We start from the raw sequence: 25,589 nt of genomic DNA, 5'->3' as shown, positions 1-25,589 counted from the left end.
GGACGTACCGCCTTTTCGTTTATTTTATAGTTCTTCGCAATTCTCTTCGAAATAAGATTGTAGTTTTGCAATAACTTGCATCGGTTCATGACCTTCAATTTCATGACGCTCTACCATCGTTACAATTTTCCCATCTTTTAATAAAGCAAATGATGGGGAAGAAGGTGGATACCCTTCGAAATATTCACGAGCTCTTGCTGTTGCTTCTTTATCTTGACCTGCAAACACCGTTACAAGATGGTTAGGACGTTTATCATAATGTACAGAATGCGCAGCAGCAGGACGAGCAATACCACCTGCACAACCACATACAGAGTTTACCATTACAAGTGTTGTTCCATTTCTTTTAAACGCTTCTTCTACTGCTTCTGGCGTTGTCAGTTCTGTATATCCAGCAGAGACAATCTCTTCACGCGCTTGGCGGACAACATCATTCATAAAAAAGTTAAAATTAATCAATCTTTTCCCTCCTCTAAAACTACCTATTTGTATCTTACCAGTTAATGTTTATGAAATACAAGTAAGTTTACTTGTATTTGGGTATAGAAAAGGTGTTAGAACTATTGCTCTAACACCTTTTCTTAATGACCACGATGCTTTTGCTTTGCTTTTTGTACTTTAATTAAACGTCTTCTTTGTTTTTCAGCTTCTCGCTTCTCTTTAGAACGCACTTTCTTTTCTTCTTTATACAGTTCATAAGATAAGCTAATTGCCTCTTGTGCCTTAGTAAAACGTTTTACATTTACTTCTTTTGCCGCCTGTCGTATGATACGTTTTATATTTTTCGGACGCTGTGTTTCTTTCACTTCCACACCGCATTTCGCAACGTGCTGGAAATATGCTAACATTGGACCATTCACAAATAAAAGTACTTCTTCATCTGAAGGTTCCATTCCAAAAATATACCGTGCTCCATACAATTTCCCTTTTTCTTTATGCGTAATAATTCCTACGAAAAATTGACCATCGTGATATACTGTCAAATCCATTGACAGCCCCTCCTTTAAAAAAATTAGAAATACTGGACATCCCGGAGGGGAAGGTTACTGACATGTAATCATGCGTCTGGACTACCGACCAGAACTGTGTTTTTGTATCTCTTTCATTAGATTATATCTTATCTTCCACAATTTTTATATATTCCGCAATCATTTTTTTATGCGATCCTACAATATAGTCAGGTAGTTCTGTTAGCGGGAAGAATGTAAGCTGAACCGATTCTTCTTTATTCATAACAAAATCTCCATCGTATTCATCCGTATAATAAGCAGTCGTTACAGATTGAAATTCATCACCGTTTGCTAATTTTGTAAAATAGTTCGCTCCAGAAAACACATTAATTAATCGCAGGTTCTTCACTTCTATTCCTGTTTCTTCGTATACTTCACGGCAAGCGGTTTCTTCTGGTGATTCACTAAGTTCCATTAATCCGCCAGGCAGCCCCCATTTTCCGTAAGGCTCTGTTCTTTGTTGTAGTAATACATATCCATTTTCATTTATAACGAGTACAACAGCACCAACTAAAATTAAAGGGCGATGACCAACTATTTTTCGTAATTCTTCTACATATCCCATCGTATCCCTCCTTTTTCGTTGTCCACACTATTGTATCATATGTATGAAACGACAAAATGCGTATATTTTTCATTTTTTTAATAATATATTTATTTTATGTGCTTCATCTACTGTAGCTAACAGAATGGATTCGACTTCTGCATTCTTCTCTAGAAACTCTCTTGCCCACTCTTCTGTTTTCCCTAATAAAGCAAGAACATCTTTCTGAATGCTCCCATCCTTTACTAATACAAAAGAAACTGGAGATTTTTTTCCCGCCACTTTCAGATCAAGCCGCGAAACTGCCTCATATTCAGGATACTGAAAAATAGAAACAACACCGTTCGCTTCCCATAATGCTAATTTAATCTTTTGAATGTCGCTCACATTTCGCATACGAAGTTCCGAAAATAAATATTCCACCGTAATTCTCGCTTTTTTCAAATTGCTAAAATCAATGGAACCATTATGTATAAGAATAATAGGTGCTGGCTCTAAAAAGCGCCTCCATCTATCCCATTTCAACATTAAGACTGAGCTTATAATGTGAAGTACAACGAGTATGAACGTTGTAATCATTGAGCCGAGTAATCCTACTTTTTCATCAGATAATGCGTTAGAAATATTCCCGCCAAGTAATAACACTAATACAACATCTAAAAAACGAAGTTGTGCGATGGACCTTTGTCCCATTGCTTTCGCAACTAATATTAAAAATATATATGCTATAATAGCCCGAATAACCCATTCACTATTGGAAAGATGCCGTGCCCCTTCAAAAATATGCATATGCATCACTTTGCACTCCTTACCCGTCTCAAATTGCTACTTTGTTTTAGTTTGCAACGTTTAAGAGCATATATGTAAAAAAGCCGGTTCGTATTTTACACGAACCAGCTCTTTTACTTAACAGAAAACATATACTTTTTATACGTTTTCCGTACCGATAATATGAGGCCCATCATAATCATATTTGAGAATAAGGAACTTCCCCCATATGATAAGAACGGTAATGCAATCCCTTTTACAGGCATTAATCCAACGATCATACCGATGTTTTGGAATATTTGAACCGTTAATATTCCAATTGCTCCAGCACATAATAATGTACCGAATAAATTATCAGCAGAATAACCGATAATAATTGTTCGATATAGTAGTAATAGGAACAAGAATACAACTAACGCGGCTACGATAAATCCACCTTCTTCGGCAATTGTAGCAAAGATAAAGTCAGTATGCTTCTCAGGGATATAAACGTTCCCCTCGCCAAATCCTTTCCCTTCCATACCGCCACTACCTACAGCTAAAATCGATTGCTGTGTTTGATAACCTTGATCTGCATTTTCAAATGGATTTAACCAACCTACAATACGTGATTGTTGGTGAGGTTTTAGTAACGTAACTAAATTATTAAAGAAGAAATCCTCATACCTTACGTAAATAAATATTAACGTAGATAATACGGTCACCGGAATAACTGTACATAACGCTATCAATTTCTTCTGAATACCTGACATAAATAAAATACATGCAATTGCAGCGGCGTATAAGAACACCATCCCTGTATCTGGTTGGCTATATACAACGGCCATAGGCGGGAGGGATACTAGCACAATTTTACCTACTAATTTTAAGTCCGTTTGGAATGTCCTTGCCATATACTGCGCATTATGTTTCACTGCTATACTTGCTACTACGAGAAGCAATGAAATTTTGAAAAACTCAGATGGTTGAATTTGTCCAACTAATGGAAATACAAACCATCTTTTCGCACCTAATTTTTCAGGTGTGAAAGTGGAAACCGGTAGTATTTTCAAAAGAATAAGTGAAGCAAATCCAACGATATAAAGTGGCCAAGACAATTTTTGTAATTGATCTAAGTCAATGCTTGCAACAAGCAATAACAATACGACCCCAATTATGTAGTTCAAACCCTGTTTCATTGCAAAGTTTGCCTCTCCATATTGGCCAGTTTGCTGACTGCTATATATAGCAGCTATACTCGTAACACATAATGCTAACAAAATTAATATTAATTTTACATCTAAACTTTTTAGAAACTCGGTACTTCTTTTCATGACATCCTCCTGAAACATTGTTACAGCAAAATAAAAAACCAGGAGTCAACATTCTTCATGTTTTGACGACTGATTACACATTATCTATAAAACACTTATATAGAATAACTCTCTTTTTCATACAATACAATATATTATACTACAGTTTCATCAGTAAGATTTGCCAAAAAAATTATTCTTTTCTTATTTTATATCCATATACCATATATCAGCAATGTATTTTCATAAATTCCTAATACATAATCGTTCATTGTAAGATTACTGGGAAAGGTATTATACATATAGTAGGATGTAGATGAAGAAATAGGATGATAAAAAGCTCGCTTATGCGAGCTTTTTATTAATAAACAGACGTATTATTTTCTGACGTATTTTCTAAAATTTCTTTTACACGTCCTAAGAACTTACCACAAATTAAGCCATCTAGTACACGGTGATCAAGTGATAAACATAAGTTAACCATGTCACGAGCACCAAACATGCCATTATCCATAATTACTGGGCGTTTTACAATTGATTCAACTTGTAAAATAGCCGCTTGTGGGTAATTAATAATACCCATAGATTGAACAGAACCGAATGATCCTGTGTTATTAATTGTAAATGTTCCGCCTTGCATTTCGTCCGCTTTTAACGATTTCGTACGTACTTTTCCTGCAAGTTCTGTAATTTCACGAGCGATGCCTTTAATTGTCTTCTCGTCTGCGTGTTTAATTACTGGTACAAATAGTTCGTCCTCTGTTGCAACAGCGATAGAAAGGTTAATATCTTTCTTCTGAACGATTTTATCGCCAGCCCACATTGAATTAATTTGAGGATACTCTTTTAACGCTTGTGCTACTGCTTTTACGAAGAAAGCAAAGAACGTTAAGTTAAAGCCTTCACGCTTTTTGAAATCCCCTTTAATTGAATTACGGTATGACACAAGGTTTGTCACATCTACTTCAATCATCATCCAAGCGTGCGGTGCTTCGTGTTTACTACGTAACATGTTCGCTGCGATTGCTTTACGCACACCTGTTACTGGAATTTCGATATCGCCAGGCATTGTTGGTACAGAAACTGGTTTCGCAGCTTCTACTTTTTGTGCTACTGGCGCTGCTTTTGGTGCTTCTGGACGCGCTTCTACTACTGCTGCTACCGCTTCCTCTTTCTTCGCACCTGCTTGCGGAATGTTTCCAGATTCCACTAGCTTTAAAATATCTTTACGAGTGATACGGCCATTTGCTCCCGTACCTTCCACTAGATCTAAATCAACGTTATGCTCTCCCGCAAGTTTTAACACAGCTGGTGAAAAACGAGGTTTTCCATCAGTTGGTTGTTTTGCTTTCGGTGCTTTTTCAGGCGTAGCTACTTCTGCCTTTGGTTCTTCTTTTGTTTTCTCCTCAACAGCTGTTGCTGCTACTTCATCTGCGCCTTCTACTTGAATCACACAAACTACTTCACCTACAGCTAACGTGTCACCTTCACCAGCGATTAACTCTTTCACAATACCAGTGAAAGAAGATGGTACTTCAGCATTTACTTTATCAGTCATTACTTCTGCAAGCGGATCATACTTATTTACGTGATCGCCAACATTAACAAGCCATTTACTAATTGTACCCTCTGTAACGCTCTCCCCGAGCTGAGGCATTGTAATATTTTCTACAGCCATGTATAGTCCCCCCGATTAAAATTCCGCAAGTTCACGCATTGCTTTTTCAACTTTATCTGGATTTACCATGAAGAATTTTTCCATTGTTGGTGCATAAGGCATTGCTGGAACGTCTGGACCTGCAAGACGTGCGATTGGCGCATCTAAATCAAACAGACAGTTTTCAGCAATAATTGCTGCCACTTCACTCATAATACTTCCTTCTTTATTGTCTTCTGTTACAAGAAGAACTTTACCTGTTTTAGAAGCAGCTTCAATGATTGCTTCTTTATCTAATGGATATACCGTACGTAAATCAAGAATGTGTGCAGAGATGCCGTCCTGTGCTAACTTTTCAGCTGCTTGAAGAGCAAAATGAACACATAATCCGTATGTGATAACAGTAATATCATCACCTTCACGTTTTACATCAGCTTTTCCGATTGGTAATACGTAATCATCTTCTGGCACTTCACCTTTAATTAAGCGATATGCACGTTTATGTTCAAAGAATAATACTGGATCTTCATCACGAATTGCAGCTTTTAGTAAGCCTTTTGCATCATACGGTGTAGAAGGGATAACGATTTTTAAACCAGGTTGGTTTGCAAACATCGCTTCCACAGATTGTGAGTGATACAATGCACCGTGGACACCTCCGCCAAATGGCGCACGAATTGTAACTGGACAAGTCCAATCGTTATTAGAACGATAACGAATTTTTGCTGCCTCAGAAACAATCTGGTTTACTGCTGGCATGATGAAATCAGCAAACTGCATTTCAGCGATTGGACGCATACCATACATTGCCGCACCAATTGCTACCCCAGCAATTGCAGATTCTGCAAGCGGTGCATCAAGCGCACGATCTTCACCAAACTGATCATATAAACCGTGTGTCGCTTTAAATACGCCACCTTTTTTACCAACATCTTCACCTAAAACGAATACTTTCTCATCGCGTTCCATTTCTTCGCGCATTGCTAATGTAATAGCATCAATATAAGACATTACAGCCATGAAACGTTCCCCCCTATTCTGCGTATACGTGCTTCAATGCATCTTCAGGTGCTGCATACGGAGCATTTTCTGCATATTCTGTTGCTTCATTTACGATATGCATAATTTCGTCTAACATTTGTTTTTCAGATTCCTCAGTTAACACGCCAGCTTCTTTTAAATAAGCAGCAAATGTTATAATTGAATCTTTTTTCTTCGCTTCTTCTACTTCTTCTTTATCACGATAAACACGATCATCGTCGTCACTAGAATGTGCTGTTAAACGATATGATACTGTTTCAATTAAAGTTGGGCCTTCACCACGACGGCCGCGGTCTGCCGCTTCTTTTACAGCTTTATATACTGCAAGTGGATCATTTCCGTCTATTGTATATCCAGGCATACCATAACCAATTGCACGGTCTGATACATTTTTACATGCTAATTGTTTTTCAACTGGAATAGAGATTGCGTATTTATTATTTTCACACATGAAAATAACAGGTAGTTTGTGTACGCCAGCAAAGTTTGCACCTTCATGGAAATCACCTTGGTTAGAAGAGCCTTCCCCGAATGTAACAAACGTTACTAAATCTTTCTTTTCCATTTTTCCAGCTAATGCAATACCAACTGCATGTGGTACTTGCGTTGTTACTGGAGATGACCCTGTCACAATACGATTTTTCTTTTGACCGAAGTGACCAGGCATTTGACGACCACCAGAGTTTGGATCTCCAGCTTTCGCGAAAGCAGACAACATAAGTTCTTTAGCTGTCATACCAAACGCTAGTACAACACCCATATCACGGTAGTACGGTAATGCATAATCTTTCTCTCTATCAAGAGCGAATGCTGCTCCAACTTGCGCAGCCTCTTGTCCTTGACAAGAAATTACGAATGGAATTTTACCAGCGCGGTTTAATAACCACATACGTTCGTCAATTTTACGTGCAAGTAACATCGTACGGAACATTTCTAATACTTGCTCATCGCTTAAGCCAAGCTCTTCATGGCGCTTTTCTTTTACTTCTGCCATTTTTCATAACCTCCTAAATCCACATTTTTATGCGTGTAACGCTTTTCCATCTACAGCTAACGCTGCTTCACCAATCGCCTCAGATAATGATGGATGCGGATGAATTGTATGTGCTACTTCCCAAGGTGTTGCATCAAGTACTCTTGCAAGACCCGCTTCAGAAATCATATCTGTTACATGTGGTCCAATCATATGAACACCGAGAATGTCATTTGTTTCTTCATCAACTACAAGTTTTACGAAACCATCTGATTCGCCGTATACAAGTGCTTTTCCGATTGCACGGAATGAGAACTTACCTACTTTTAACTTATAGCCTTTTTCTTTCGCTTCTTGTTCTGTTAAACCGACAGAAGCAACTTCGGGACTGCTATATACGCATTTTGATACCATAGAATAATCAATTGGTGTAACTTCTTTACCAGCAATATGTTCTACTGCAACAATTCCTTCATGAGAAGCAACGTGAGCAAGCTGTAAACCACCGATTACATCACCGATTGCGTAAATATGAGATTCTTTCGTTTGATAAAACTCATTTGTTTGAATGTATCCTTTTTCCACAACGATATCCGTATTCTCTAAACCAATATTTTGCGTATTGGCTTGTCGTCCTACAGATACAAGCATTTTTTCTGCTTTAAATTCTTTATTCTCACCGTTATGTTCAGCTTGAATTGTTACTCCATTATCTTTTACCAATGTTTCTGGTAATACTTTTGCACCTGTTACCACTTTAATACCTTTTTTCTTGAATAGACGTTGCATTTCCTTTGAAACGTCTTGATCTTCTAGTGGTAATATCGTTTTCGCATACTCTAATACTGTAACTTCTACACCGAAGTCAGCAAGCATAGATGCCCACTCAATACCGATTACACCGCCACCTACGATAATAATCGAGCTAGGAAGCGTTTCCATTTTTAGGGCATGATCGGAAGACATTACGTACTCTCCATCTAATTCTAAACCTGGTAATGAATTCGGACGAGAACCTGTTGCAATAAGTACATTTTTTGGAATTAACATTTCATTCTCTTCTCCACTTGCAAGTTCAACTGAAATTGTCCCTGGCATCGGAGAGAAAATAGATGGGCCAAGAATACGGCCAATACCTTCAAACACATCAATTTTACCTTGTTTCATTAAGTGTTGAACACCTTTATGAAGTTGCGTTACAATCTTCTCTTTACGCTCTTGTACTTTCGCAAAGTTTAGTTCTACATTACTTGCAATAACCCCGAACTCTTCGCTTTTTTTAGCAGTTGCGTATACTTCCGCACTACGTAAAAGGGCTTTACTAGGAATACATCCTTTGTGTAAACAAGTACCACCAAGATTTTCTTTTTCAACAAGTGCAGTTTTTAAACCTAGTTGTGATGCACGAATTGCAGCAACATATCCACCAGTACCGCCGCCAACGATGACTAAATCATATTCTTTTGCCATTATCTCAACCCCTAGCTACCGTTTCTTTTTCACGTACAACATATTCTTTTGGAGCTTCTTCTTCACGTAGTACACGAAGTGCTCCTTCTGCTAATGCTTGTAATTCATCTTCTCCTGGATGTACGATTACATCTGCAATCCAGTCTACTCGTTCTTTAATTTCATCAACAAGAATTTTACTGTAAGCAAGTCCACCAGTTAATACGATTGCATCGATTTTCCCGTGAAGTACAGCGCTAGCTCCGCCAATTTCTTTTGCAACTTGATAAGCCATTGCTTTATAAATAAGAGTTGCTTCAGGATCACCTTTTTCAACCATTTGTTCTACTTTAATCGCATCATTTGTACCGATAAGGCTCACAAGTCCACCTTGTCCAACAAGTTTTTTAACCATTTCGTCTCGGTAATACTCACCAGAGAAGCACATTTCAACTAATTGTCCTACTGGTACTGTACCCGCACGCTCTGGACTAAATGGTCCTTCTCCATTTAAACCATTATTCACATCGATAACTTTTCCTTTTTTATGAGCACCAACTGTAATACCGCCGCCCATATGTGTAACTAATAAATTTAAATCCTCGTATTTGTGGTTTAATTCTTCAGCCACTTTACGAGCAACTGCTTTTTGATTTAATGCATGGAAAATACTTTTACGTTCCATACCAGCAATACCGCTTATACGAGCAATTGGCTCCATTTCATCTACAACGACAGGATCTACAATGAATGCCGGAATATTTAATCCAGAAGCAATTTCATAAGCTAAAATGCCCCCAAGGTTTGAAGCGTGATGACCGCTAAACCCATTTTTTAAATCTTCTAACATCGAATCGTTTACTGTGTATGTTCCGCCTTCGATTGGACGAAGTAATCCCCCGCGTCCACAAACTGCGTTTAACTTTGAAATATTAATACCATGAGAATGTAGAACTTCTAAGATCGTTTCTTTACGAAACTCATATTGGTCGATAATTCGCTTATATTTTCCAATCTGTTCTTCATCATGGCGAATAGTTTCTTCTAAAACAGGTCTTTCATTATCAAAAACACCAATTTTTGTGGATGTACTACCCGGATTAATAACAAGAATTCGATTTAAAGACACTGTTGCTACCTCCACTAATAAATTCAAAAGGAGGTGGAAACCTCATAAGAGGTAACCACACCTTTTGTAAAAGTAATATATGAATGATTAGCGACGGCTAATAATGTCGTGACCGTTGCGTAAGTATGTGCTACGAGAGTTTTTCAAGCTTGCAATGCGTTCTTCAGCTAAACGATCTGCTGCTACATAAGTTGCAATGCCATCGCGTTTTGAAATTTCGATTACTTTTGCAATTGTGTCATAAATTGACTCAACGCGTTTTAATGCACGTTCTCTATTGTATCCATATAACTCGTCTGCTACGTTAATTACGCCACCTGCATTAATTACATAGTCTGGTGCGTATACAATACCCATTTCATGAATGATGTCGCCGTGACGATCTTCTTTTAATTGGTTATTTGCAGAACCTGCGATTACTTTTGCTTTAAGTTGTGGAATAGTTTCATCATTAACTGTTGCGCCTAATGCACATGGTGCATAAATATCACATTCAACACCGTAAATTTCATTTGGCTCAACTGCTGCTGCACCGAATTCTTCTACTGCACGTTGTACAGCTTCTTTATTAATATCTGTAACGATCAGTTTTGCTCCTTCAGCGTGTAAATGTTTGCATAAGTGATATGCTACGTTACCAACACCTTGAACAGCAATTACTTTTCCTTCTAAATTATCAGTACCGAAAGCTTCTTTCGCAGCAGCTTTCATACCACGATACACACCGTATGCAGTTACTGGAGATGGGTTACCAGAAGAACCGAATGATGGTGAAATACCTGTTACAAAGTCAGTTTCTTCGTGGATAATATCCATATCATCTACTGTTGTACCAACATCTTCAGCTGTAATATAACGTCCGTTTAGTCCTTGAATGTAACGGCCTAACGCACGGAACATCGCTTCGCTCTTATCTTTACGTGGATCACCGATAATTACTGTTTTCGCACCACCTAAGTTTAAACCAGCAGCTGCGTTTTTGTATGTCATCCCTTTTGCAAGACGCAATGCATCTTCAATCGCCGCTTCTTCAGAATCATATGTCCACATTCTTGTTCCACCAAGAGCTGGTCCAAGTGTTGTATCATGAATTGCAATGATTGCTTTTAAACCAGATTCTTTATCTTGACAAAATACTACTTGCTCATAATCATATTTTTCTAAGTATTCGAAGATTTCTAATGTCATTGTCGTTTCCCCCTAATGTTTTACCCTATTTGGTTTATTTTGAAGCAGTCGCAACTGCCAATGCTAATGAATATACTTTTGTTTCTGCTGAATCAGCACGAGATGTTAAAACAATCGGTGCTTTTGCGCCAGCAATCATTGCCCCTACTTTTGCATCAGCAAAGTAGACGAGTGATTTATATAGCACATTTCCAGCTTCAATCGTTGGGACGAGTAAAATGTCTGCCTTACCTGCTACATCACTTACTATGCCTTTATGTTCTGCTGCAATTTGTGATACTGCATTATCTAAAGCAAGTGGTCCATCAACGACACAATTTTTAATTTGTCCGCGGCGATTCATTTGAGTTAACATCGCTGCATCAATTGTTGCTTGCATCGCAGGATTCACAACCTCTACCGCTGCAATTGGTGCTACCTTTGGCAAATCAATTCCTATTGCCTGGGCAACTTCTACAGTATTCTGTATAATAGCAGCTTTCTGTGTTACATCAGGTGCAATGTTCATCGCTGCATCCGTAACAAAAATCAGACGATCGTAACTCGGAACTTCAAATGCTGCAACGTGTGAAAGTACGCTACCTTTACGAAGTCCCCACTCTTTATTTAATACAGCTTTCAAAATATTTGCTGTTGGGATGTTCCCCTTCATAAGCACATCTGCTTCGCCATTTCTTACAGCTTTCACAGAAAGTTCTGCAGCCTCAGCACTTGACTGTGCTGCAATTACTTCAATATGTTCTGAAGTTTGTAAACTATGTTCTTGTAGCATCCCCATTATTTTTTCTTGATTTCCATATAGACGAAATTGAGCTAGCTGTAATGTAATTGCTTTTGCTACAGCTTCAATTACTTCATGATCTTCAGCTACTGCTACAGCCACAGTTTTTTTAGGCTGTCCTACTGCTTGATCAATTAAGTGTTCTAACTTCATATTTTGTAATCAACCCTTTCCGTCGTCCCTCGTCTTTTTATAAAGCAAATACCGTGCCAACTTTCAAAAGTGGTCTTACCAATAATGAAAACGCATTCAAAATGCAGTAAAATCAATACTTTGGAAAATAACAAAAGATTCTGTCTTGTTTTGTCGTATTTTGTATACCATGCAATAAATTGCACGGTACGCAATTTATTGCATGCTATTTTTTGCACACTCATACTTTTCTAGCTTGTAATATAAATTTCGAACCGAAATTCCTAATGCTCTTGCCGTTTTTGTTTTATTTCCGCCAAATCGCTCTAAATATTCATGAATGATATTCCCTTCAAACTCCGTCACTAAATGTTCAAGTGGCTTTTCCTCTAACTCTGGCAATAAATGAGCTTGCTTTGATTCCACCTGCTCTTCGTTATGTAATGGCGGTAAATGGTGTACATCAATATAGGTCTCGTTATAATTCATAAAGATAATAGCTCTCCCCAAAATATTTTCAAGTTCCCTCACATTCCCTGGCCATTCATATGATTGTAAATACGAAATAGCTGAATTAGTGAGTCCCTCTATATTTCGGCCATAATCTTGATTAATTTTTTGAATTAATCTTTCTGCAATTGATGGTATGTCCTCTTTACGCTGACGCAGAGACGGGATTTGAATTGGAATTTTATTTAATCGATAATATAAATCCTCCCTAAACTCTCCTTCTAGAATAGCCTTTTCTAAATTCACGTGCGTTGCTGCAATTACTCGGACATTGATAGGGATTGCTTTCGTTCCACCAACTTTTACAATCTCTTTTTCTTGCAACACACGAAGGAGTTTCGCTTGTGTATTTGCAGACAATTCTCCTATTTCATCTAAAAAGATACTACCGTTATTCGCTTCCTCAAAGAATCCACGCTTTCCGCCTCTTTTCGCACCAGAAAATGCACCTTCCTCATAACCGAATAATTCACTTTCTAACAACGTCTCCGAAATAGCGGCACAGTTTACACGAACGAACTTATTATATTTTCGGTTACTTCCATTATGGATAGCATGTGCAAACAATTCTTTACCCGTTCCAGATTCTCCGCGCAGCAATACTGTTGCTGGTGTATTCGCGCCAAGTTTCGCCTGTTCAATAGCGGCCGTTGTTTCATCTGAATTTCCGACAATGTCATCAAACGAATACTTCGCCTCTAACGTTCGAATAATTTGCCTTGCTCGATTCAATTCATTTGTTAACTTTTGAATTTCTGATACGTCACGAATTACACCGACGCTACCTTTTAATATTCCATCCACAATGACCGGTGCTACGTTTACAATTACATCTCGCTTTTTTTGTCCAATCTTCATATGTATTCCTCGTACCGCCCTACGCGTTCGAAGTACTTTCATATGCATACTTTCACCTTCTACAATATCAGTTGTAGCTGGTTTCCCAATAATATCCTCTTCTGTTAAACCTGTTAATTTCGTATACGCAGGGTTAATTACTAATCCTCGCCCTTTTTCATCCACGACCGAAATGGCTTCCTCAGACGAGTTGATAATCGCCTCAAGTAACGTTTGAATCTCTTTTAAATCTGTAACTTCTTCCGCAAGATCTACAACTTCTGTTATATCTTTAAAAATCGCAAATGCCCCTTGTACTTCTCCTCCCTCTTTTAATATCGGAATACGGGTTGTAATAATTTTCTTTTCATTTTCTAATGTCAGTTCATAATTCACTTCTATTTGTTTCGTACGTATAATACGAAGCAACTTACTCGTTGGAATAACTTCTAAAATATATTTCCCTACCGCATCTTCTTTTTTATACCCGATAATACGCTCTGCACTTTTATTAAATAGACGAACTTGTCCATCTCGATCGATTACAATCATACCGTCATGCGTAGAATTTAAAATTAAATCACCTTGTTGCGTTTGTTCTTCTAACTTTCCAATTAAATCTTCCTTCTCATGTGCTAATCTCGTAACAATCTTCGCAATATCACCTGGTATAAGAAGAGTATCTTTATGCTTTTTCTTTAATAAATCTTTATGTAAATCAGTGTCACCTGTCATATCAAACATTACATCAATGTGCATAGAAAGAAATGGCGTTACACTCTCTCCAATTGTAATCCCGTATTCTTTAGCCATTTGTAATCCTTTTGCTATCGGATTTATATCAATAATCCCTATAATTTGAAATATATTCGAACTTTGTAACAGATTCAGCAAAGTACTACCACCTTCACCTGCACCAACAATTAAAACTTTTTGTCTCATATATTACACTTCCTCTCGAAGTATCTCTGCAAAATTTTTCACACCCTTATCTTACTCGTTCAGCCCCCTCTTGACAAACCCCCTTTTCATATAACATCATTAAAATAAACAAAATAATCTGAAAAGGAGAGTTTATATGCAGCGTTACCTCGCTCTTTTATTAGCACTCATCCCTATTTCATTAGCTGTGTTTGGCATTAAGTTAATGAGAGATACTGTATTCGGGATTCTATTTCCTCCACTCTCTATACTATGGTTACAATTTTTAATTGGTGCTCTCTGCTTCGGGCTCGGATTTTATATTTTTGGTGGTTTCGTCTTACACCGAGACCGTAAACGAAATAAAGTACAAGCTCGCTTTAGAAGATAGGAAATCCCCACTATTTATCAATAAAAAAATGAGACCGTTACACGCGGCCTCATTTTTTTATTGGCAATAACGTTCTTGCCGTTTCAGGGTAATCAGTAATAATTGCTGAAATATTCATATCAAAATATTTCAGCATAAGTGTTTCTTCATTAATGGTATAGGGGCGAACCTCTACATCACTTTCCATCGTTAGTTCGGCAATGGCATCTTGAAGATAACGATAATTAGGGTGTACTGCTGTAGCGCCCATTTTTTTCGCATACGCCCACGGACTATGCAAACCTTCGCGATATAAAATCGCTGTTTGAATATCAGGAGCCATCATATGACACCTTTTCATACTGTAGTGATTGAATGAAGAAAATATAACACGATCTTCTAAATTAAATTTCCGTACAAGCGTTATAACTTCTTCCTCTAAACCTCTGTATGGAATTTTATTATTTTTAAGTTCAATATTAAGTAGCAACTCTGTTTTTTCAATCCATTGTAATACTTCTTCTAAAAGAGGTATTTTACAAAAACCTACTTTATCACCAAATTTATAGCTCGCATCTAATTTACATAAATCCTCATATACATAATTCCGAACCGCACCTTTTCCATTTGTTGTCCGGTCCACTGTTTCATCATGGATGACAACAACTTTTCCATCTTTCGTTAATTGAACATCAAGTTCAATTCCATCTGCTCTAAAAGATTCCGCTGCTTCAAATGAAATCATCGTATTTTCCGGGTATGTTCCTGCTGCACCACGATGTGCAAATATAAGAGTCATCCTCACTCCCCCAATCTTATGCTATACTATACGAAAAAGGAGGTACTTCTATGAGACCATTACAAATTTCTCCAGACACTGCAGTCCGCCTATCAAAAGCATTAGGTGTTCCACTTGAACAACTTATGCATATGCCGCAGCACATTCTAATTCAAAAGTTAGTTGAATTAGAAAAACAAAATAAAGACGAAGAATAATACAGTCCTGTTTTGCAGGGCTTTTTATTATTTCTATTATATCACGGATGACTTCCCTGCTAAAATTCTTTGGCGGATATAATATGATTCCATGTAATCCTTTTACAAAACATTTATATTCAATTAAATGAAACCCCCTCTTTTAATAAAAGAAGGGGTTTCTTACTACTTGTTTCAATTACTCAAATTATGCATTCTTCTTTTCTTTGTTTAAAATCATAAACAATTTATATAATCCTAAAGAAGCTGGAATATTCATAAATGCGAATGCTTCATACGTATAATGAGGAACTGTTTCCCATAGTAACAAGAAAGTAAATACTCCTAATGTACTAATCATCGCAATTCGTATAACTTCCGATTCATTTTCATCTTTCTTTTTATAAAGAATAATAGCCGCCAGAACAGCTACATAAACGAATAATTTGATAACATACGAATATATAGTAACAATTTCATAATTCGTTGTACTATAGTCCGATACATACTTCGTTATCGTGTCATCCTTCTGCTCAAACCATTGTCCAATACGGTACATCGAGAACTGACTTGATACCCATTCTCTAGTTATTTTTTCATTTAAATGTTGCACATAACCCGTTACACCAAGTTCACCGAAACGCTGCACTATAACTTTTTTATTGTGTTCATTCAAATCCTTCGTATTCTTTATATTTTCATCATCAATATAATCTGCATCTGCCTGATTCCACACACCATACGTATCTTTGTTCAGTCCCATCTTCACCCAATGAGTAAATGGGATTTTTTCAATTTCATTATCGGTACTGAGATTTAACTTTGTCGTTATACCTTTGAAACTTACAATAAGGATTAAACAAAATAAAACACTACTTAAAACCTTTACAGAATACGCCTTACGAAACTTCAAAATATTTTCAATTAAAATTGCTAAAGCTACAGCTAATGCTGTTGGTCTTATAATATAAGTAAAAGCCGCGAAAACCCCTAATAAAATCCATAAAATAATCTTCATCCTTTTTGTTTCCGCCGTTTTCAAGCACAAATATGTATACAAAGTTGCTGAAATAAAAAATATTACTAGTGTATGGGTATAGAAAACTGGTGCCTGCCAATATATAAAAATGTTTAGCACAGATAACACGATCGATATGTGAGCAACTTTAAAGTTTGTAATTTTCCTTACAATCAATACATTTAAAATAATACTACCTGTTATACAGGCTATCGGTAATATTTTTATCGCTAAATCTACACTTCCTACCAATTTAGCAAAATACCCTCCTAATAATACGATATGTGTATTATACGGATAAAATAGAAGCTGTCCCATTTCTAAAAATTGATTATCTCCATTAAACACAGAGACAATTCCTTGTTTGAGAATGGCATAATCTCCTATAACAGGGTTAAATGCTTTAGAAGTAATAAATATTTCCATCGTCAAAATGATTATACTACCTAAAGTAATCATAATATTTGTATGCGTTCTTTTCATTTTATTAATAACCCACTTATAATACATAAAGAAGAGCGCAAATAAAAGCAACGTTACCGCTATAACAACACCAATTTTTTCAGGAGTATACTCCTCAGTTGGATAAGGAAATTCACCACTCATCAAAATTGTTTTCGGAATAAAAAATTTACTTACTATCATTGAAAATATAGATAAAAACACTGTCATAACAATGATTGGGTAAGCTCGGTTCACTATTTTCTTAAAAGCCATTCATCCATTCTCCTATATCTCTATCTTCCCCAAATCAATGTTACGTTATAGAGATTATGATGGCAAACCTACCTATTTCCTATACATACCCTTATTTTCACTGCTTTTTCTATATAAATATGTATTCCTTCAAAATCCTTGAATTGAAGTAAATAAAAAGACCAACGAATTCTAACATTCATTGGTCATTAAATAAAAAGTTCATTGGTTTTAAATTTAATATTGAGTATCAATTTCAAGAATGATTAAACTTTACTAAAACTTAAATTCCTTACTATATTCACTCTCAGCTAGCCTTATGTTCAAGTCTCAGCTTATCCGCAACCATTGCGATGAACTCAGAGTTCGTAGGTTTTGCTTTTGACATGGATACTGTATAACCGAATAAAGACGAAATAGAATCGATATTCCCACGACTCCATGCTACTTCAATCGCGTGACGGATTGCTCGCTCAACACGGCTTGCTGTTGTATTATATTTCTTTGCAATATCTGGATACAATACTTTCGTAATAGATCCAAGTAATTCGATATCGTTGTACACCATAGAGATTGCTTCCCTTAAGTACATATACCCTTTAATATGAGCAGGCACACCAATTTCATGAATGATACTCGTAATGCTTGCATCTAAGTTTTTCGGCTTTCCATCTATTGTCGTTGCTGAACGGAAAGATGGCAGTGGACGTTTAATAGTAGCGTTCGCTTTACCGCTTACTTGACGAATATGGCTCGTTAAATTCTCCATATCAAATGGTTTTAATATGAAATATGAAGCACCCAAGTCAACTGCTTTTTTCGTCACATCTTCTTGTCCAAATGCTGTCAACATAATTACGCTAGGCTGTCTTAACCTTTCAATATGGCGCATTTTCTCTAGTACAGCTAAACCATCTAAATGTGGCATAATAATGTCTAAAACAAGTACATCCGGCTGCTTGTCTTTCAATAAATTTAAACACTCTTGACCATTATAAGCAGTACCGATTACTTCCATATCATCTTGAGCAGCAACATAACTCTCTAGCATTGATACTAATTCTTTATTATCATCCACAAGACATACTTTAATTTTCTCCACAGCTTTTCCTCCCTTACCGAATCGATTCTCCGACATGTGTATCCTTCTAGGCTACATGAATTGTTCGACAATTGTGTGAAAATTCCCTTTTAAAGTTTGTTACTTTCCGATAAAATCACAAAAAAATATGTTTATCGTTCATTTATTCCCTTTCGCAACACATTCCATCATAGAAATACAACGAAACGTTCAACCCTTTTCTTTTATTTTACAACAAAAAACACCTCTTGCGGAGCTTTTACAAAATTTCAACGAATTTTTCAACAGAAAAGCGAGCTAATTATTAATTAGCTCGCTTTTCTTTCTTGTTCATAAATGTTAATTCCAGCCTCATGTAACATCCATTCAATATGGACACCATATCCCGATGTTGGATCATTTACAAATACATGTGTAACAGCACCAATTACTTTCCCGTTTTGTACAATTGGACTTCCGCTCATCCCTTGTACGATACCACCCGTTTTTGCTAATAAACGTTTGTCTGTTACTTTTATTACCATGCCCTTTGTCGCCGGAAACTTTTGCGGTACTGTACTAACAACTTCAATATCAAACGCTTCCACTTTATCTTGATCAATGACCGTTAATATTTTTGCAGGTCCCTCTTTTACTTGATGAGATAGTGCAATAGGCATTGCTTTATCCATTACGCCGTTTGTCATATTTGTATTCAATTTGCCAAAAATACCAAATGGACTATTTATTGTAATATTGCCAATCACTTCACGATCTGGTGAGAATCTCGCTAATTTCTCTCCTGGATTCCCGTGACTACCTCTTTCAATTGATGTAACTGTCGAACGCATAATTTGTCCATCTTCGACTTGAATCGGTTTTTTCGTATCGTTATCAGAAATGACATGACCAAGTGCTCCATATTTCATAGAATCTGGATGAACAAATGTCATTGTTCCGATTCCAGCTGCCGAATCACGAATATATAAACCAATACGATAAGACGATTCTCCACTGTCTTTTTGTGGTGTTAACTTCGTGCGAATATGTTTTCCATCTCTTAACAAAACAAGATTAAGCGGTTCACCTGTTTCACCACTATTATGAATAAATGGTGCTACATCACTCATTCTTTCAATTGTTTTCCCATTAATTTCAGTAATCATATCCCCAATTTGCACACCAGCCGTTTCACCAGGAGATACTTTCCCTTTTTCAGTTTGAATTAAATGATGGCCTACAACAAGTACTCCTTTTGTGTTTAACTTCACACCAATTGATTGTCCACCTGGAATAACTTTGAAATCTTTTAATACTTTCACATTTACTTTTTTTACTGGAAAACCAGCAAGTTGAAACACCATATCCGCTTCACCATTTTGATGAGAATTTACCATAAGTCCTTGTTTTTGTTCATTTGAACTTACTGTAAACACATGACGATCTGTAGATGAAGCTTGAAACACTGGTAATGAAGCTATTTCTGATTGTTGCCCTTCAAAAACAACAAGTTGCTTCGGGGACGAAATAAACGTCCTAAGCGGTTTAAAACACCCTATAAAAACTAAAGAAACAAGGAGAAAAATACCTATTATTTTACGAAATCTTTCTAATTTCAATTTGTTCACTCTCCTCGCTCCTACCCCACATTCAGCCTCTTGGCTTCACTTTTTAATCTCTCCTTGCAGTGCTTTATTTATAACCGGAAGAATTAAGAAATCATTTTTTGAGAAAAAAAGCTATCCATTACTGGATAGCCTCTGCTGTCTGTTTAAAATGATGCGCTTGCGTAAGTAATTCTTTCGCATGTTCTGTCGTTAAATCTGTAATTTCCACACCAGAAATCATTCGAGCTATTTCTGTTACTTTATCCTCCATAGTTAAAACAGTAACTGACGTAATTGTTCTATCATTTGCTACTTGTTTTCGAATAAATAAATGTGAATCCGCCATTGAAGCGACTTGAGGTAAGTGCGTAATACAAAGCACTTGTGAGTTTACTGATACTCGATAAATTTTTTCCGCAATAGCCTGTGCGACTCGGCCACTTACACCAGTATCCACCTCATCAAAAATAACTGATGCAACACCTTGATGCTTAGAAAAAATGCTTTTTAAAGCTAAAATAATACGAGATAACTCTCCACCAGAAGCAACTTTTGAAAGTGGTTTTAACGGCTCGCCTGGATTGGTTGAAATATAAAATTCCACATGATCATAGCCATCCGCTGTAAGCCTTACCGGCGCTCCCTCTACAAGAGGTTCTTCCGCATTTCCTTCTCTCTTCATGATTCTCACTTCAAATTTTGTTTTTTCCATATATAATTCTTTTAATTCCTGATGAATGGCATTTGTAAGATGCTCTGCAAGTTCATGACGCATATTACTTAACAACGTTGCTTCTTTCAGAATAACACTTTCTAATTCCTTTAACTGCTTCTTCGTCGTTTCAATATGAACGTCTTTATTTTCAATCGTAAAAATTTCTTGTTCAATTTTATCAGCATACGCTAAAATCTCTTCTACAGTATTTCCATATTTTCTCTTTAGCATACGAATTTCATTTAAACGCGTTTCAATTTCATCTAAACGATTCGGATCATATTCCATCATATCGAGCTTTTCTCTTAGTTGATACGCAACTTCTTCTAATAAGTAATAGCTATTTGCAATTGAATCATGATTTTCTTGATACACTTCATCTAAATGTGTAATACTCTCCATTTGTCCCATTGCGCTTCTTACATTATCTAATCCTTGTCCATCCGCGCTTAACGAGCGATATGCATCGCCTAATGCTTTATAAATTTTTTCGAAATTAGAAATTTGCAATCGTTCTTCAGTTAATTCATTTTCTTCATCCATCTTTAAATCCGCCTTACGGATTTCTTCATGCTGGAATTGAATTAAATCTAAGCGATGCGCCATTTGTTGTTCATTTTCACTTAACGATTTTAACTGTTTTTTTAACTTCTCATAATCAGCGTATACGTTTTGATATATATCCAATTGTTTAACAATACGATCTCCATCAAAATGATCAAGCATAAATAAGTGACGCTCTTCATTCATTAAGTCTTGCGTTTCGTGCTGCCCATGAATATCAACAAGTGTTTTTCCAATTTCTTTTAATACACTAAGGGTAACTAATTTCCCATTTACACGACATACGCTTTTTCCATTTGCAGCGATATCACGCTTCAAAATAATCATGCCGTCTTCGATTTCTATGTCCAACTCTTCTGCCTTTTCAATACACGGATGCTTATCGTCTTCTACATAAAATAGTCCCTCTATCTCAGCTTTTTCTGTTCCATATCGAACGAATTCCGCTGAACCACGACCACCTACAAGTAAACTAATTGCATCAATAATAATCGATTTTCCGGCTCCTGTTTCCCCACTTAAAACCGTTAATCCTTTTTGAAAAGAAATATTTAATGCCTCAATAATAGCAAAGTTTCTAATCGATAATTCCGATAACAATGCCCCATTCACCTCGTTATAAACTAATCCCCTATTCAGGGCTTTTTTCAGTTCTTTATTTAAATAGTCATACTATATGTTTGTATGTATAAATTACTTTTCTAACCGCTCCATTGTACCAAACATTTGTTTCACGGGTCAATCCACCTATTTCCTAATTTCATTCAAAGAAAATATTATATTACAATTAAGAATTCACCTTTTTAACCAACAAAAATATCCTGTTCACTTTCCACTTTACAGAGGAAAGCAAACAAGATTTTTTTGTTACAGCATATTTAAGAAACGATCAGAGACAACACCTGTATCTTCAGGTGTGCGGCAAATAATTAAGCAAGTATCATCACCACAGATGGTTCCGATGATCTCATCCCACTCTAAATGATCAATAAGTGCCCCAAGTGAATGAGCGTTACCAGGCAATGTTTTTAGCACAAGCATATGTCCTGCCGTGTCTAATTTTACAAATGAATCCACTAGATTGCGTTTTAATTTTTGTAACGGGTTAAATCGTTGATCTGCTGGCAAGCTATATTTATAGCGACCATCATGTAACGGCACTTTCACTAAGTGCAGTTCTTTAATATCGCGCGATACTGTTGCTTGCGTTACATTAAACCCCTCATTACGTAAAATATCTACTAATTCATCTTGTGTTTCAATTTCTTTGTTCGCAATAATTTCCCTGATTTTAATATGGCGCTGACCTTTATTCATACATTTGCACCTCACACTATCTCTTACCATAGTTTAAACATTGGTATACTTCACTTATTTATGTTAACTTATAATTCGTTACTTGTACACAATTGTTTTTACAATCATTATACAATTACAACAAAAAGAGGAACAACATATGTTATTCCCCTTTCCCTTTTTGTTTTAGGACATCATGCGCCTCTGTAACTACTTGCTCAACAGAAACCGGAGAATGATTTTCGCCATTCTCGCGTTCACCATGCCATTTCAGATGAACTAAAAATTCAATATTACCATCCCCGCCCGTAATTGGTGAGAATGTTAAACCTTCTACGTCGTATCCTTCTTTTATAGCAAAGTCGACAATCATTTCCACGACAGCCTCATGTACTTTTCGATCACGAACGATACCTTTTCTACCAACTTGCTCTCTTCCAGCTTCAAACTGCGGTTTAATTAACGCTGCTACATCTCCATTTGGCATAAGCATTGTTTTTAAAACCGGCAGTATAAGCTTTAATGATATAAATGACACATCGATACTAGCAAATTGCGGTAAACCACGTTCTAAATCTGCTGGCGTTACGTAACGGAAGTTTGTTCGTTCCATTACGACAACACGCTCATCTTGACGCAATTTCCACGCAAGTTGATTGTATCCTACATCTAATGCATAAGATAATTTCGCTCCATTTTGAAGCGCACAATCGGTAAAGCCACCAGTTGATGAACCAATATCTATCATAACTTTATCTTGTAAATTCAGATGAAATGACTCTAATGCCTTTTCAAGTTTATAACCACCACGGCTTACATACGGCATAACTTGTCCCTTCACCGTAATCTCTGTATCTTGTGGGATTTTCTCTCCTGGCTTATCCAGTCTCATTTCGTTTGCATATACAAGTCCGGCCATAATGGCGCGTTTTGCTTTCTCACGTGTTTCTATAAGCCCTCGCTCTACTAATAGTACATCTACTCTTTCTTTTTTTGCACTCATTTGTTACGCCCTTTTTTGTTTTGATGGAATCATTGTATGAATACGGTCTACAACAGCATCTGTCGTTAAACCAATTTCTTCTAGTAATTTTGTTACACTACCGTGCTCTATGAAACGGTCTGGAATACCCATTCGTTCAATTAACGCACTATGGTACCCGCTCTCAGACGCAAATTCAACTACTCCCGTTCCAAAACCACCGATTAAACAAGCTTCTTCAATCGTTAAAATCGGTATATTTTTTCCTAAGAGATCATGTAAATATGCTTCATCCATGGGTTTAATAAAGCGAGCGTTTACTACTTTCACTGAAACTCCAGCCTTTTCAAGACGCTCAGCCGCTTCCATTGCCATTGGTATTGTTGTACCAAATGTTAAAATAGCCGCTTGTGTACCTTCTTTTAACGTTTCCCATGAACCGATTGGGATCGTCTTTAATTCCTCATCCATATGAACACCAAGTCCATTGCCACGCGCATAACGTAATGCGATTGGTCCATCTTCATATTGCATCGCCGTATATACTAAATGTTGCCCTTCATTTTCGTCTTTCGGCATCATAAGTACCATATTCGGCAAGTGACGTAAGAATGAGATATCAAATACACCTTGGTGCGTCTCACCATCTGCTCCTACTAAACCAGAACGATCGATTCCGATGAAAACATTTAAATTTTGGCGACATATATCATGAACAACTTGGTCATATGCCCTTTGTAAGAATGTTGAATAAATCGCTAAGAAAGGCTTCATACCTTGCGTTGCCATACCTGCCGCCATTGTTGTAGCATGCTGTTCTGCAATACCTACATCAATCATACGATCTGGGAATTCTTTTTGGAATTTCTCAAGTTTTGATCCAACAGGCATTGCAGGTGTAATTGCAACGATACGCTCATCCGTTCTCGCCAATTTAAGTACTGTTTCACTAACAACAGCACTCCATGCTGGTGCAACTTCTTTCGGTTTAACGAAGTCACCTGATTCAATTTTATAAGGTCCTGTTCCATGCCAAGTACCAATAACATCACTCTCAGCTGGTTTGTAACCTTTTCCTTTTTTCGTAATAACATGAACAAGCACTGGGCCTTTTGTTTTCTTTGCATATTGCAACGTTTCGAATAGCTTTTCATAATCGTGCCCATCGACTGGACCTAAATACGTAAAGCCTAACTCTTCGAAAAAGACACCGGATACTAGTAAATATTTAAGACTATCTTTTATTTTCTCTGCTGTTGCAGCAACTTTCCCACCAACTGCCGGGATTTTCTTCAATATATACTCTAATTCGTCTTTTACCCAATGGTATTTTCCTGCGGTACGTAGACGTCCAAGTACATTATGAAGCGCACCAACGTTTGGTGCAATTGACATTTCATTATCATTCAAAATAACAATCATGTCTGTTTTTTCATGTCCAATATGGTTTAATGCCTCTAAAGCCATTCCGCCTGTTAAAGCACCATCACCAATAATTGGTATAACATATTCTTTCGTTTTCTTTAAATCACGTGCTAGAGCCATTCCCATTGCAGCAGATAATGATGTCGAGCTATGGCCAGTCTCCCATACATCGTGCTCACTCTCGCAACGTTTTGGGAAACCACATAGACCTTGATATTGCCTTAATGTACCGAATTCTTTTGCACGCCCAGTTAAAATTTTATGTACATAGGATTGATGTCCTACGTCCCATAAAAATTTATCTTTTGGACTATCAAATAATTTATGCAGAGCAATTGTGAGTTCTACTACACCTAAATTAGGTGCAATATGTCCACCTGTTTGAGAGAGCTCTTCAATTAAAAACTTACGAATATCCTCACTCAATCCCTCTAGTTCACCGATAGACATATCTTTCAAAAAACTAGGGTTTTGAATTTGCGTTAGATCCACATGGATCACTCACTTTCATTTCATAATCTGTCAACATGTCAAATATTATAAAAAACATTAACACAAAACAAGAAATTCTCTTTTTTATTTTTCACCTTGTCCTGCTATTAACCAGTCTATTGCGCCCTAATCCTATTATAAACCATATTTCTTAAGG

The 25,589-nt window shown here is 36.8% G+C and carries 23 protein-coding genes; 2 read left to right on the top strand and 21 right to left on the bottom strand.

Translation table 11 applies throughout. The features are described 5' to 3' along the window. Positions 1 to 24: 24 nt before the first annotated feature. From AC3WTI_RS18015 to AC3WTI_RS17955, 13 genes are all read right to left on the bottom strand, one after another. A complete protein-coding gene (locus AC3WTI_RS18015; RefSeq protein WP_001979317.1) occupies positions 25 to 438 on the bottom strand; it encodes a BrxA/BrxB family bacilliredoxin in 414 nt (137 codons plus the stop codon). Positions 439 to 581: 143 nt separating this feature from the next. Continuing rightward, complete coding sequence (locus tag AC3WTI_RS18010) at positions 582 to 989, bottom strand: YjdF family protein (RefSeq protein WP_087956892.1); 408 nt, start codon at positions 987 to 989, stop codon at positions 582 to 584. Between the two features lie 121 nt (positions 990 to 1,110). Further along, positions 1,111 to 1,575, bottom strand: coding sequence for an NUDIX hydrolase (locus AC3WTI_RS18005; protein ID WP_087956893.1), 465 nt, complete (start codon positions 1,573 to 1,575; stop codon positions 1,111 to 1,113). A gap of 69 nt (positions 1,576 to 1,644) precedes the next feature. Further along, positions 1,645 to 2,349 (bottom strand): DUF421 domain-containing protein, encoded by a 705-nt coding sequence (locus AC3WTI_RS18000; RefSeq protein WP_087956894.1) that lies wholly within the window; start codon positions 2,347 to 2,349, stop codon positions 1,645 to 1,647. Between the two features lie 107 nt (positions 2,350 to 2,456). Continuing rightward, entirely contained in the window at positions 2,457 to 3,635 is a 1,179-nt protein-coding gene (locus AC3WTI_RS17995) for an FtsW/RodA/SpoVE family cell cycle protein (RefSeq protein WP_097841197.1), read from the bottom strand. Positions 3,636 to 3,975: 340 nt separating this feature from the next. Further along, positions 3,976 to 5,292 (bottom strand): dihydrolipoamide acetyltransferase family protein, encoded by a 1,317-nt coding sequence (locus AC3WTI_RS17990; RefSeq protein ID WP_000257655.1) that lies wholly within the window; start codon positions 5,290 to 5,292, stop codon positions 3,976 to 3,978. Between the two features lie 15 nt (positions 5,293 to 5,307). Next, the gene (bfmBAB, locus tag AC3WTI_RS17985; protein WP_000290071.1) at positions 5,308 to 6,291 is read right to left on the bottom strand and encodes a 3-methyl-2-oxobutanoate dehydrogenase subunit beta; all 984 of its coding nucleotides are present in this window, start codon (positions 6,289 to 6,291) and stop codon (positions 5,308 to 5,310) included. Positions 6,292 to 6,304: 13 nt separating this feature from the next. Continuing rightward, complete coding sequence (bfmBAA, locus tag AC3WTI_RS17980; protein WP_000852551.1) at positions 6,305 to 7,306, bottom strand: 3-methyl-2-oxobutanoate dehydrogenase subunit alpha; 1,002 nt, start codon at positions 7,304 to 7,306, stop codon at positions 6,305 to 6,307. A gap of 27 nt (positions 7,307 to 7,333) precedes the next feature. Then, positions 7,334 to 8,755 (bottom strand): dihydrolipoyl dehydrogenase, encoded by a 1,422-nt coding sequence (gene lpdA / locus AC3WTI_RS17975; RefSeq protein WP_001051291.1) that lies wholly within the window; start codon positions 8,753 to 8,755, stop codon positions 7,334 to 7,336. Positions 8,756 to 8,759: 4 nt separating this feature from the next. Next, positions 8,760 to 9,863, bottom strand: a complete 1,104-nt coding sequence (buk, locus tag AC3WTI_RS17970; RefSeq protein ID WP_087956897.1) for a butyrate kinase — start codon at positions 9,861 to 9,863, stop codon at positions 8,760 to 8,762. A gap of 87 nt (positions 9,864 to 9,950) precedes the next feature. Next, complete coding sequence (locus AC3WTI_RS17965) at positions 9,951 to 11,051, bottom strand: leucine dehydrogenase (RefSeq protein WP_087956898.1); 1,101 nt, start codon at positions 11,049 to 11,051, stop codon at positions 9,951 to 9,953. 34 nt (positions 11,052 to 11,085) lie between these two features. Next, a complete protein-coding gene (gene yqiS, locus AC3WTI_RS17960) occupies positions 11,086 to 11,985 on the bottom strand; it encodes a phosphate butyryltransferase (protein WP_097841198.1) in 900 nt (299 codons plus the stop codon). A gap of 195 nt (positions 11,986 to 12,180) precedes the next feature. Beyond that, positions 12,181 to 14,253 carry a sigma-54 interaction domain-containing protein gene (locus AC3WTI_RS17955; RefSeq protein ID WP_087956901.1) on the bottom strand — a complete coding sequence of 691 codons (2,073 nt, stop codon included), beginning with the start codon at positions 14,251 to 14,253 and terminating at the stop codon, positions 12,181 to 12,183. Positions 14,254 to 14,389: 136 nt separating this feature from the next. Between AC3WTI_RS17955 and AC3WTI_RS17950 the strand changes: the two genes are divergently transcribed. After that, entirely contained in the window at positions 14,390 to 14,623 is a 234-nt protein-coding gene (locus AC3WTI_RS17950) for a DUF2627 domain-containing protein (RefSeq protein ID WP_001190188.1), read from the top strand. A 49-nt stretch (positions 14,624 to 14,672) separates the two neighbouring features. Here the strand turns inward: AC3WTI_RS17950 and AC3WTI_RS17945 are convergent, their stop codons facing one another. Continuing rightward, positions 14,673 to 15,401: a glycerophosphodiester phosphodiesterase gene (locus AC3WTI_RS17945; RefSeq protein ID WP_048531043.1), complete on the bottom strand. Its 729-nt coding sequence runs from the start codon at positions 15,399 to 15,401 to the stop codon at positions 14,673 to 14,675. Positions 15,402 to 15,451: 50 nt separating this feature from the next. Between AC3WTI_RS17945 and AC3WTI_RS17940 the strand changes: the two genes are divergently transcribed. Further along, positions 15,452 to 15,598: a YycC family protein gene (locus AC3WTI_RS17940; RefSeq protein ID WP_001247671.1), complete on the top strand. Its 147-nt coding sequence runs from the start codon at positions 15,452 to 15,454 to the stop codon at positions 15,596 to 15,598. A gap of 187 nt (positions 15,599 to 15,785) precedes the next feature. On the opposite strand, the gene AC3WTI_RS17935 is transcribed toward AC3WTI_RS17940, so the two are convergent. The 7 genes from AC3WTI_RS17935 to dxs all read right to left on the bottom strand — a co-directional run bounded on the left by AC3WTI_RS17935 (position 15,786) and on the right by dxs (position 25,432). Further along, positions 15,786 to 17,312: a glycosyltransferase family protein gene (locus tag AC3WTI_RS17935; RefSeq protein WP_097841200.1), complete on the bottom strand. Its 1,527-nt coding sequence runs from the start codon at positions 17,310 to 17,312 to the stop codon at positions 15,786 to 15,788. 286 nt (positions 17,313 to 17,598) lie between these two features. After that, the gene (gene spo0A, locus AC3WTI_RS17930; protein ID WP_033686380.1) at positions 17,599 to 18,393 is read right to left on the bottom strand and encodes a sporulation transcription factor Spo0A; all 795 of its coding nucleotides are present in this window, start codon (positions 18,391 to 18,393) and stop codon (positions 17,599 to 17,601) included. A gap of 287 nt (positions 18,394 to 18,680) precedes the next feature. Next, positions 18,681 to 19,979 (bottom strand): SpoIVB peptidase, encoded by a 1,299-nt coding sequence (spoIVB, locus tag AC3WTI_RS17925; RefSeq protein WP_087956903.1) that lies wholly within the window; start codon positions 19,977 to 19,979, stop codon positions 18,681 to 18,683. A gap of 118 nt (positions 19,980 to 20,097) precedes the next feature. Then, positions 20,098 to 21,837, bottom strand: a complete 1,740-nt coding sequence (recN, locus tag AC3WTI_RS17920; RefSeq protein ID WP_087956904.1) for a DNA repair protein RecN — start codon at positions 21,835 to 21,837, stop codon at positions 20,098 to 20,100. Positions 21,838 to 22,104: 267 nt separating this feature from the next. Beyond that, complete coding sequence (gene argR / locus AC3WTI_RS17915) at positions 22,105 to 22,554, bottom strand: arginine repressor ArgR (RefSeq protein WP_001032581.1); 450 nt, start codon at positions 22,552 to 22,554, stop codon at positions 22,105 to 22,107. Between the two features lie 142 nt (positions 22,555 to 22,696). Then, positions 22,697 to 23,536: a TlyA family RNA methyltransferase gene (locus AC3WTI_RS17910; protein ID WP_087956905.1), complete on the bottom strand. Its 840-nt coding sequence runs from the start codon at positions 23,534 to 23,536 to the stop codon at positions 22,697 to 22,699. A gap of 3 nt (positions 23,537 to 23,539) precedes the next feature. After that, complete coding sequence (dxs, locus tag AC3WTI_RS17905) at positions 23,540 to 25,432, bottom strand: 1-deoxy-D-xylulose-5-phosphate synthase (RefSeq protein ID WP_087956906.1); 1,893 nt, start codon at positions 25,430 to 25,432, stop codon at positions 23,540 to 23,542. Positions 25,433 to 25,589 lie beyond the last annotated feature (157 nt).

It is taken from the genome of Bacillus sp. EB106-02-03-XG38 (assembly GCF_058792175.1).
The sequence above is the reverse complement of the archived record's forward strand: the minus strand, read 5'-3'. Positions and strand labels throughout refer to the sequence as shown.

Excerpts from the sequence above, each read along its gene's own strand:
- AC3WTI_RS18015 (WP_001979317.1), bottom strand. The coding sequence starts at position 438 with ATGAATGATGTTGTCCGCCAAGCGCGTGAAGAGATTGTCTCTGCTGGA.
- AC3WTI_RS18010 (WP_087956892.1), bottom strand. The coding sequence starts at position 989 with ATGGATTTGACAGTATATCACGATGGTCAATTTTTCGTAGGAATTATT.
- AC3WTI_RS18005 (WP_087956893.1), bottom strand. The coding sequence starts at position 1,575 with ATGGGATATGTAGAAGAATTACGAAAAATAGTTGGTCATCGCCCTTTA.
- AC3WTI_RS18000 (WP_087956894.1), bottom strand. The coding sequence starts at position 2,349 with ATGCATATGCATATTTTTGAAGGGGCACGGCATCTTTCCAATAGTGAA.
- AC3WTI_RS17995 (WP_097841197.1), bottom strand. The coding sequence starts at position 3,635 with ATGAAAAGAAGTACCGAGTTTCTAAAAAGTTTAGATGTAAAATTAATA.
- AC3WTI_RS17990 (WP_000257655.1), bottom strand. The coding sequence starts at position 5,292 with ATGGCTGTAGAAAATATTACAATGCCTCAGCTCGGGGAGAGCGTTACA.
- bfmBAB (WP_000290071.1), bottom strand. The coding sequence starts at position 6,291 with ATGGCTGTAATGTCTTATATTGATGCTATTACATTAGCAATGCGCGAA.
- bfmBAA (WP_000852551.1), bottom strand. The coding sequence starts at position 7,306 with ATGGCAGAAGTAAAAGAAAAGCGCCATGAAGAGCTTGGCTTAAGCGAT.
- lpdA (WP_001051291.1), bottom strand. The coding sequence starts at position 8,755 with ATGGCAAAAGAATATGATTTAGTCATCGTTGGCGGCGGTACTGGTGGA.
- AC3WTI_RS17965 (WP_087956898.1), bottom strand. The coding sequence starts at position 11,051 with ATGACATTAGAAATCTTCGAATACTTAGAAAAATATGATTATGAGCAA.
- yqiS (WP_097841198.1), bottom strand. The coding sequence starts at position 11,985 with ATGAAGTTAGAACACTTAATTGATCAAGCAGTAGGACAGCCTAAAAAA.
- AC3WTI_RS17955 (WP_087956901.1), bottom strand. The coding sequence starts at position 14,253 with ATGAGACAAAAAGTTTTAATTGTTGGTGCAGGTGAAGGTGGTAGTACT.
- AC3WTI_RS17950 (WP_001190188.1), top strand. The coding sequence starts at position 14,390 with ATGCAGCGTTACCTCGCTCTTTTATTAGCACTCATCCCTATTTCATTA.
- AC3WTI_RS17945 (WP_048531043.1), bottom strand. The coding sequence starts at position 15,401 with ATGACTCTTATATTTGCACATCGTGGTGCAGCAGGAACATACCCGGAA.
- AC3WTI_RS17940 (WP_001247671.1), top strand. The coding sequence starts at position 15,452 with ATGAGACCATTACAAATTTCTCCAGACACTGCAGTCCGCCTATCAAAA.
- AC3WTI_RS17935 (WP_097841200.1), bottom strand. The coding sequence starts at position 17,312 with ATGGCTTTTAAGAAAATAGTGAACCGAGCTTACCCAATCATTGTTATG.
- argR (WP_001032581.1), bottom strand. The coding sequence starts at position 22,554 with ATGAATAAAGGTCAGCGCCATATTAAAATCAGGGAAATTATTGCGAAC.
- AC3WTI_RS17910 (WP_087956905.1), bottom strand. The coding sequence starts at position 23,536 with ATGAGTGCAAAAAAAGAAAGAGTAGATGTACTATTAGTAGAGCGAGGG.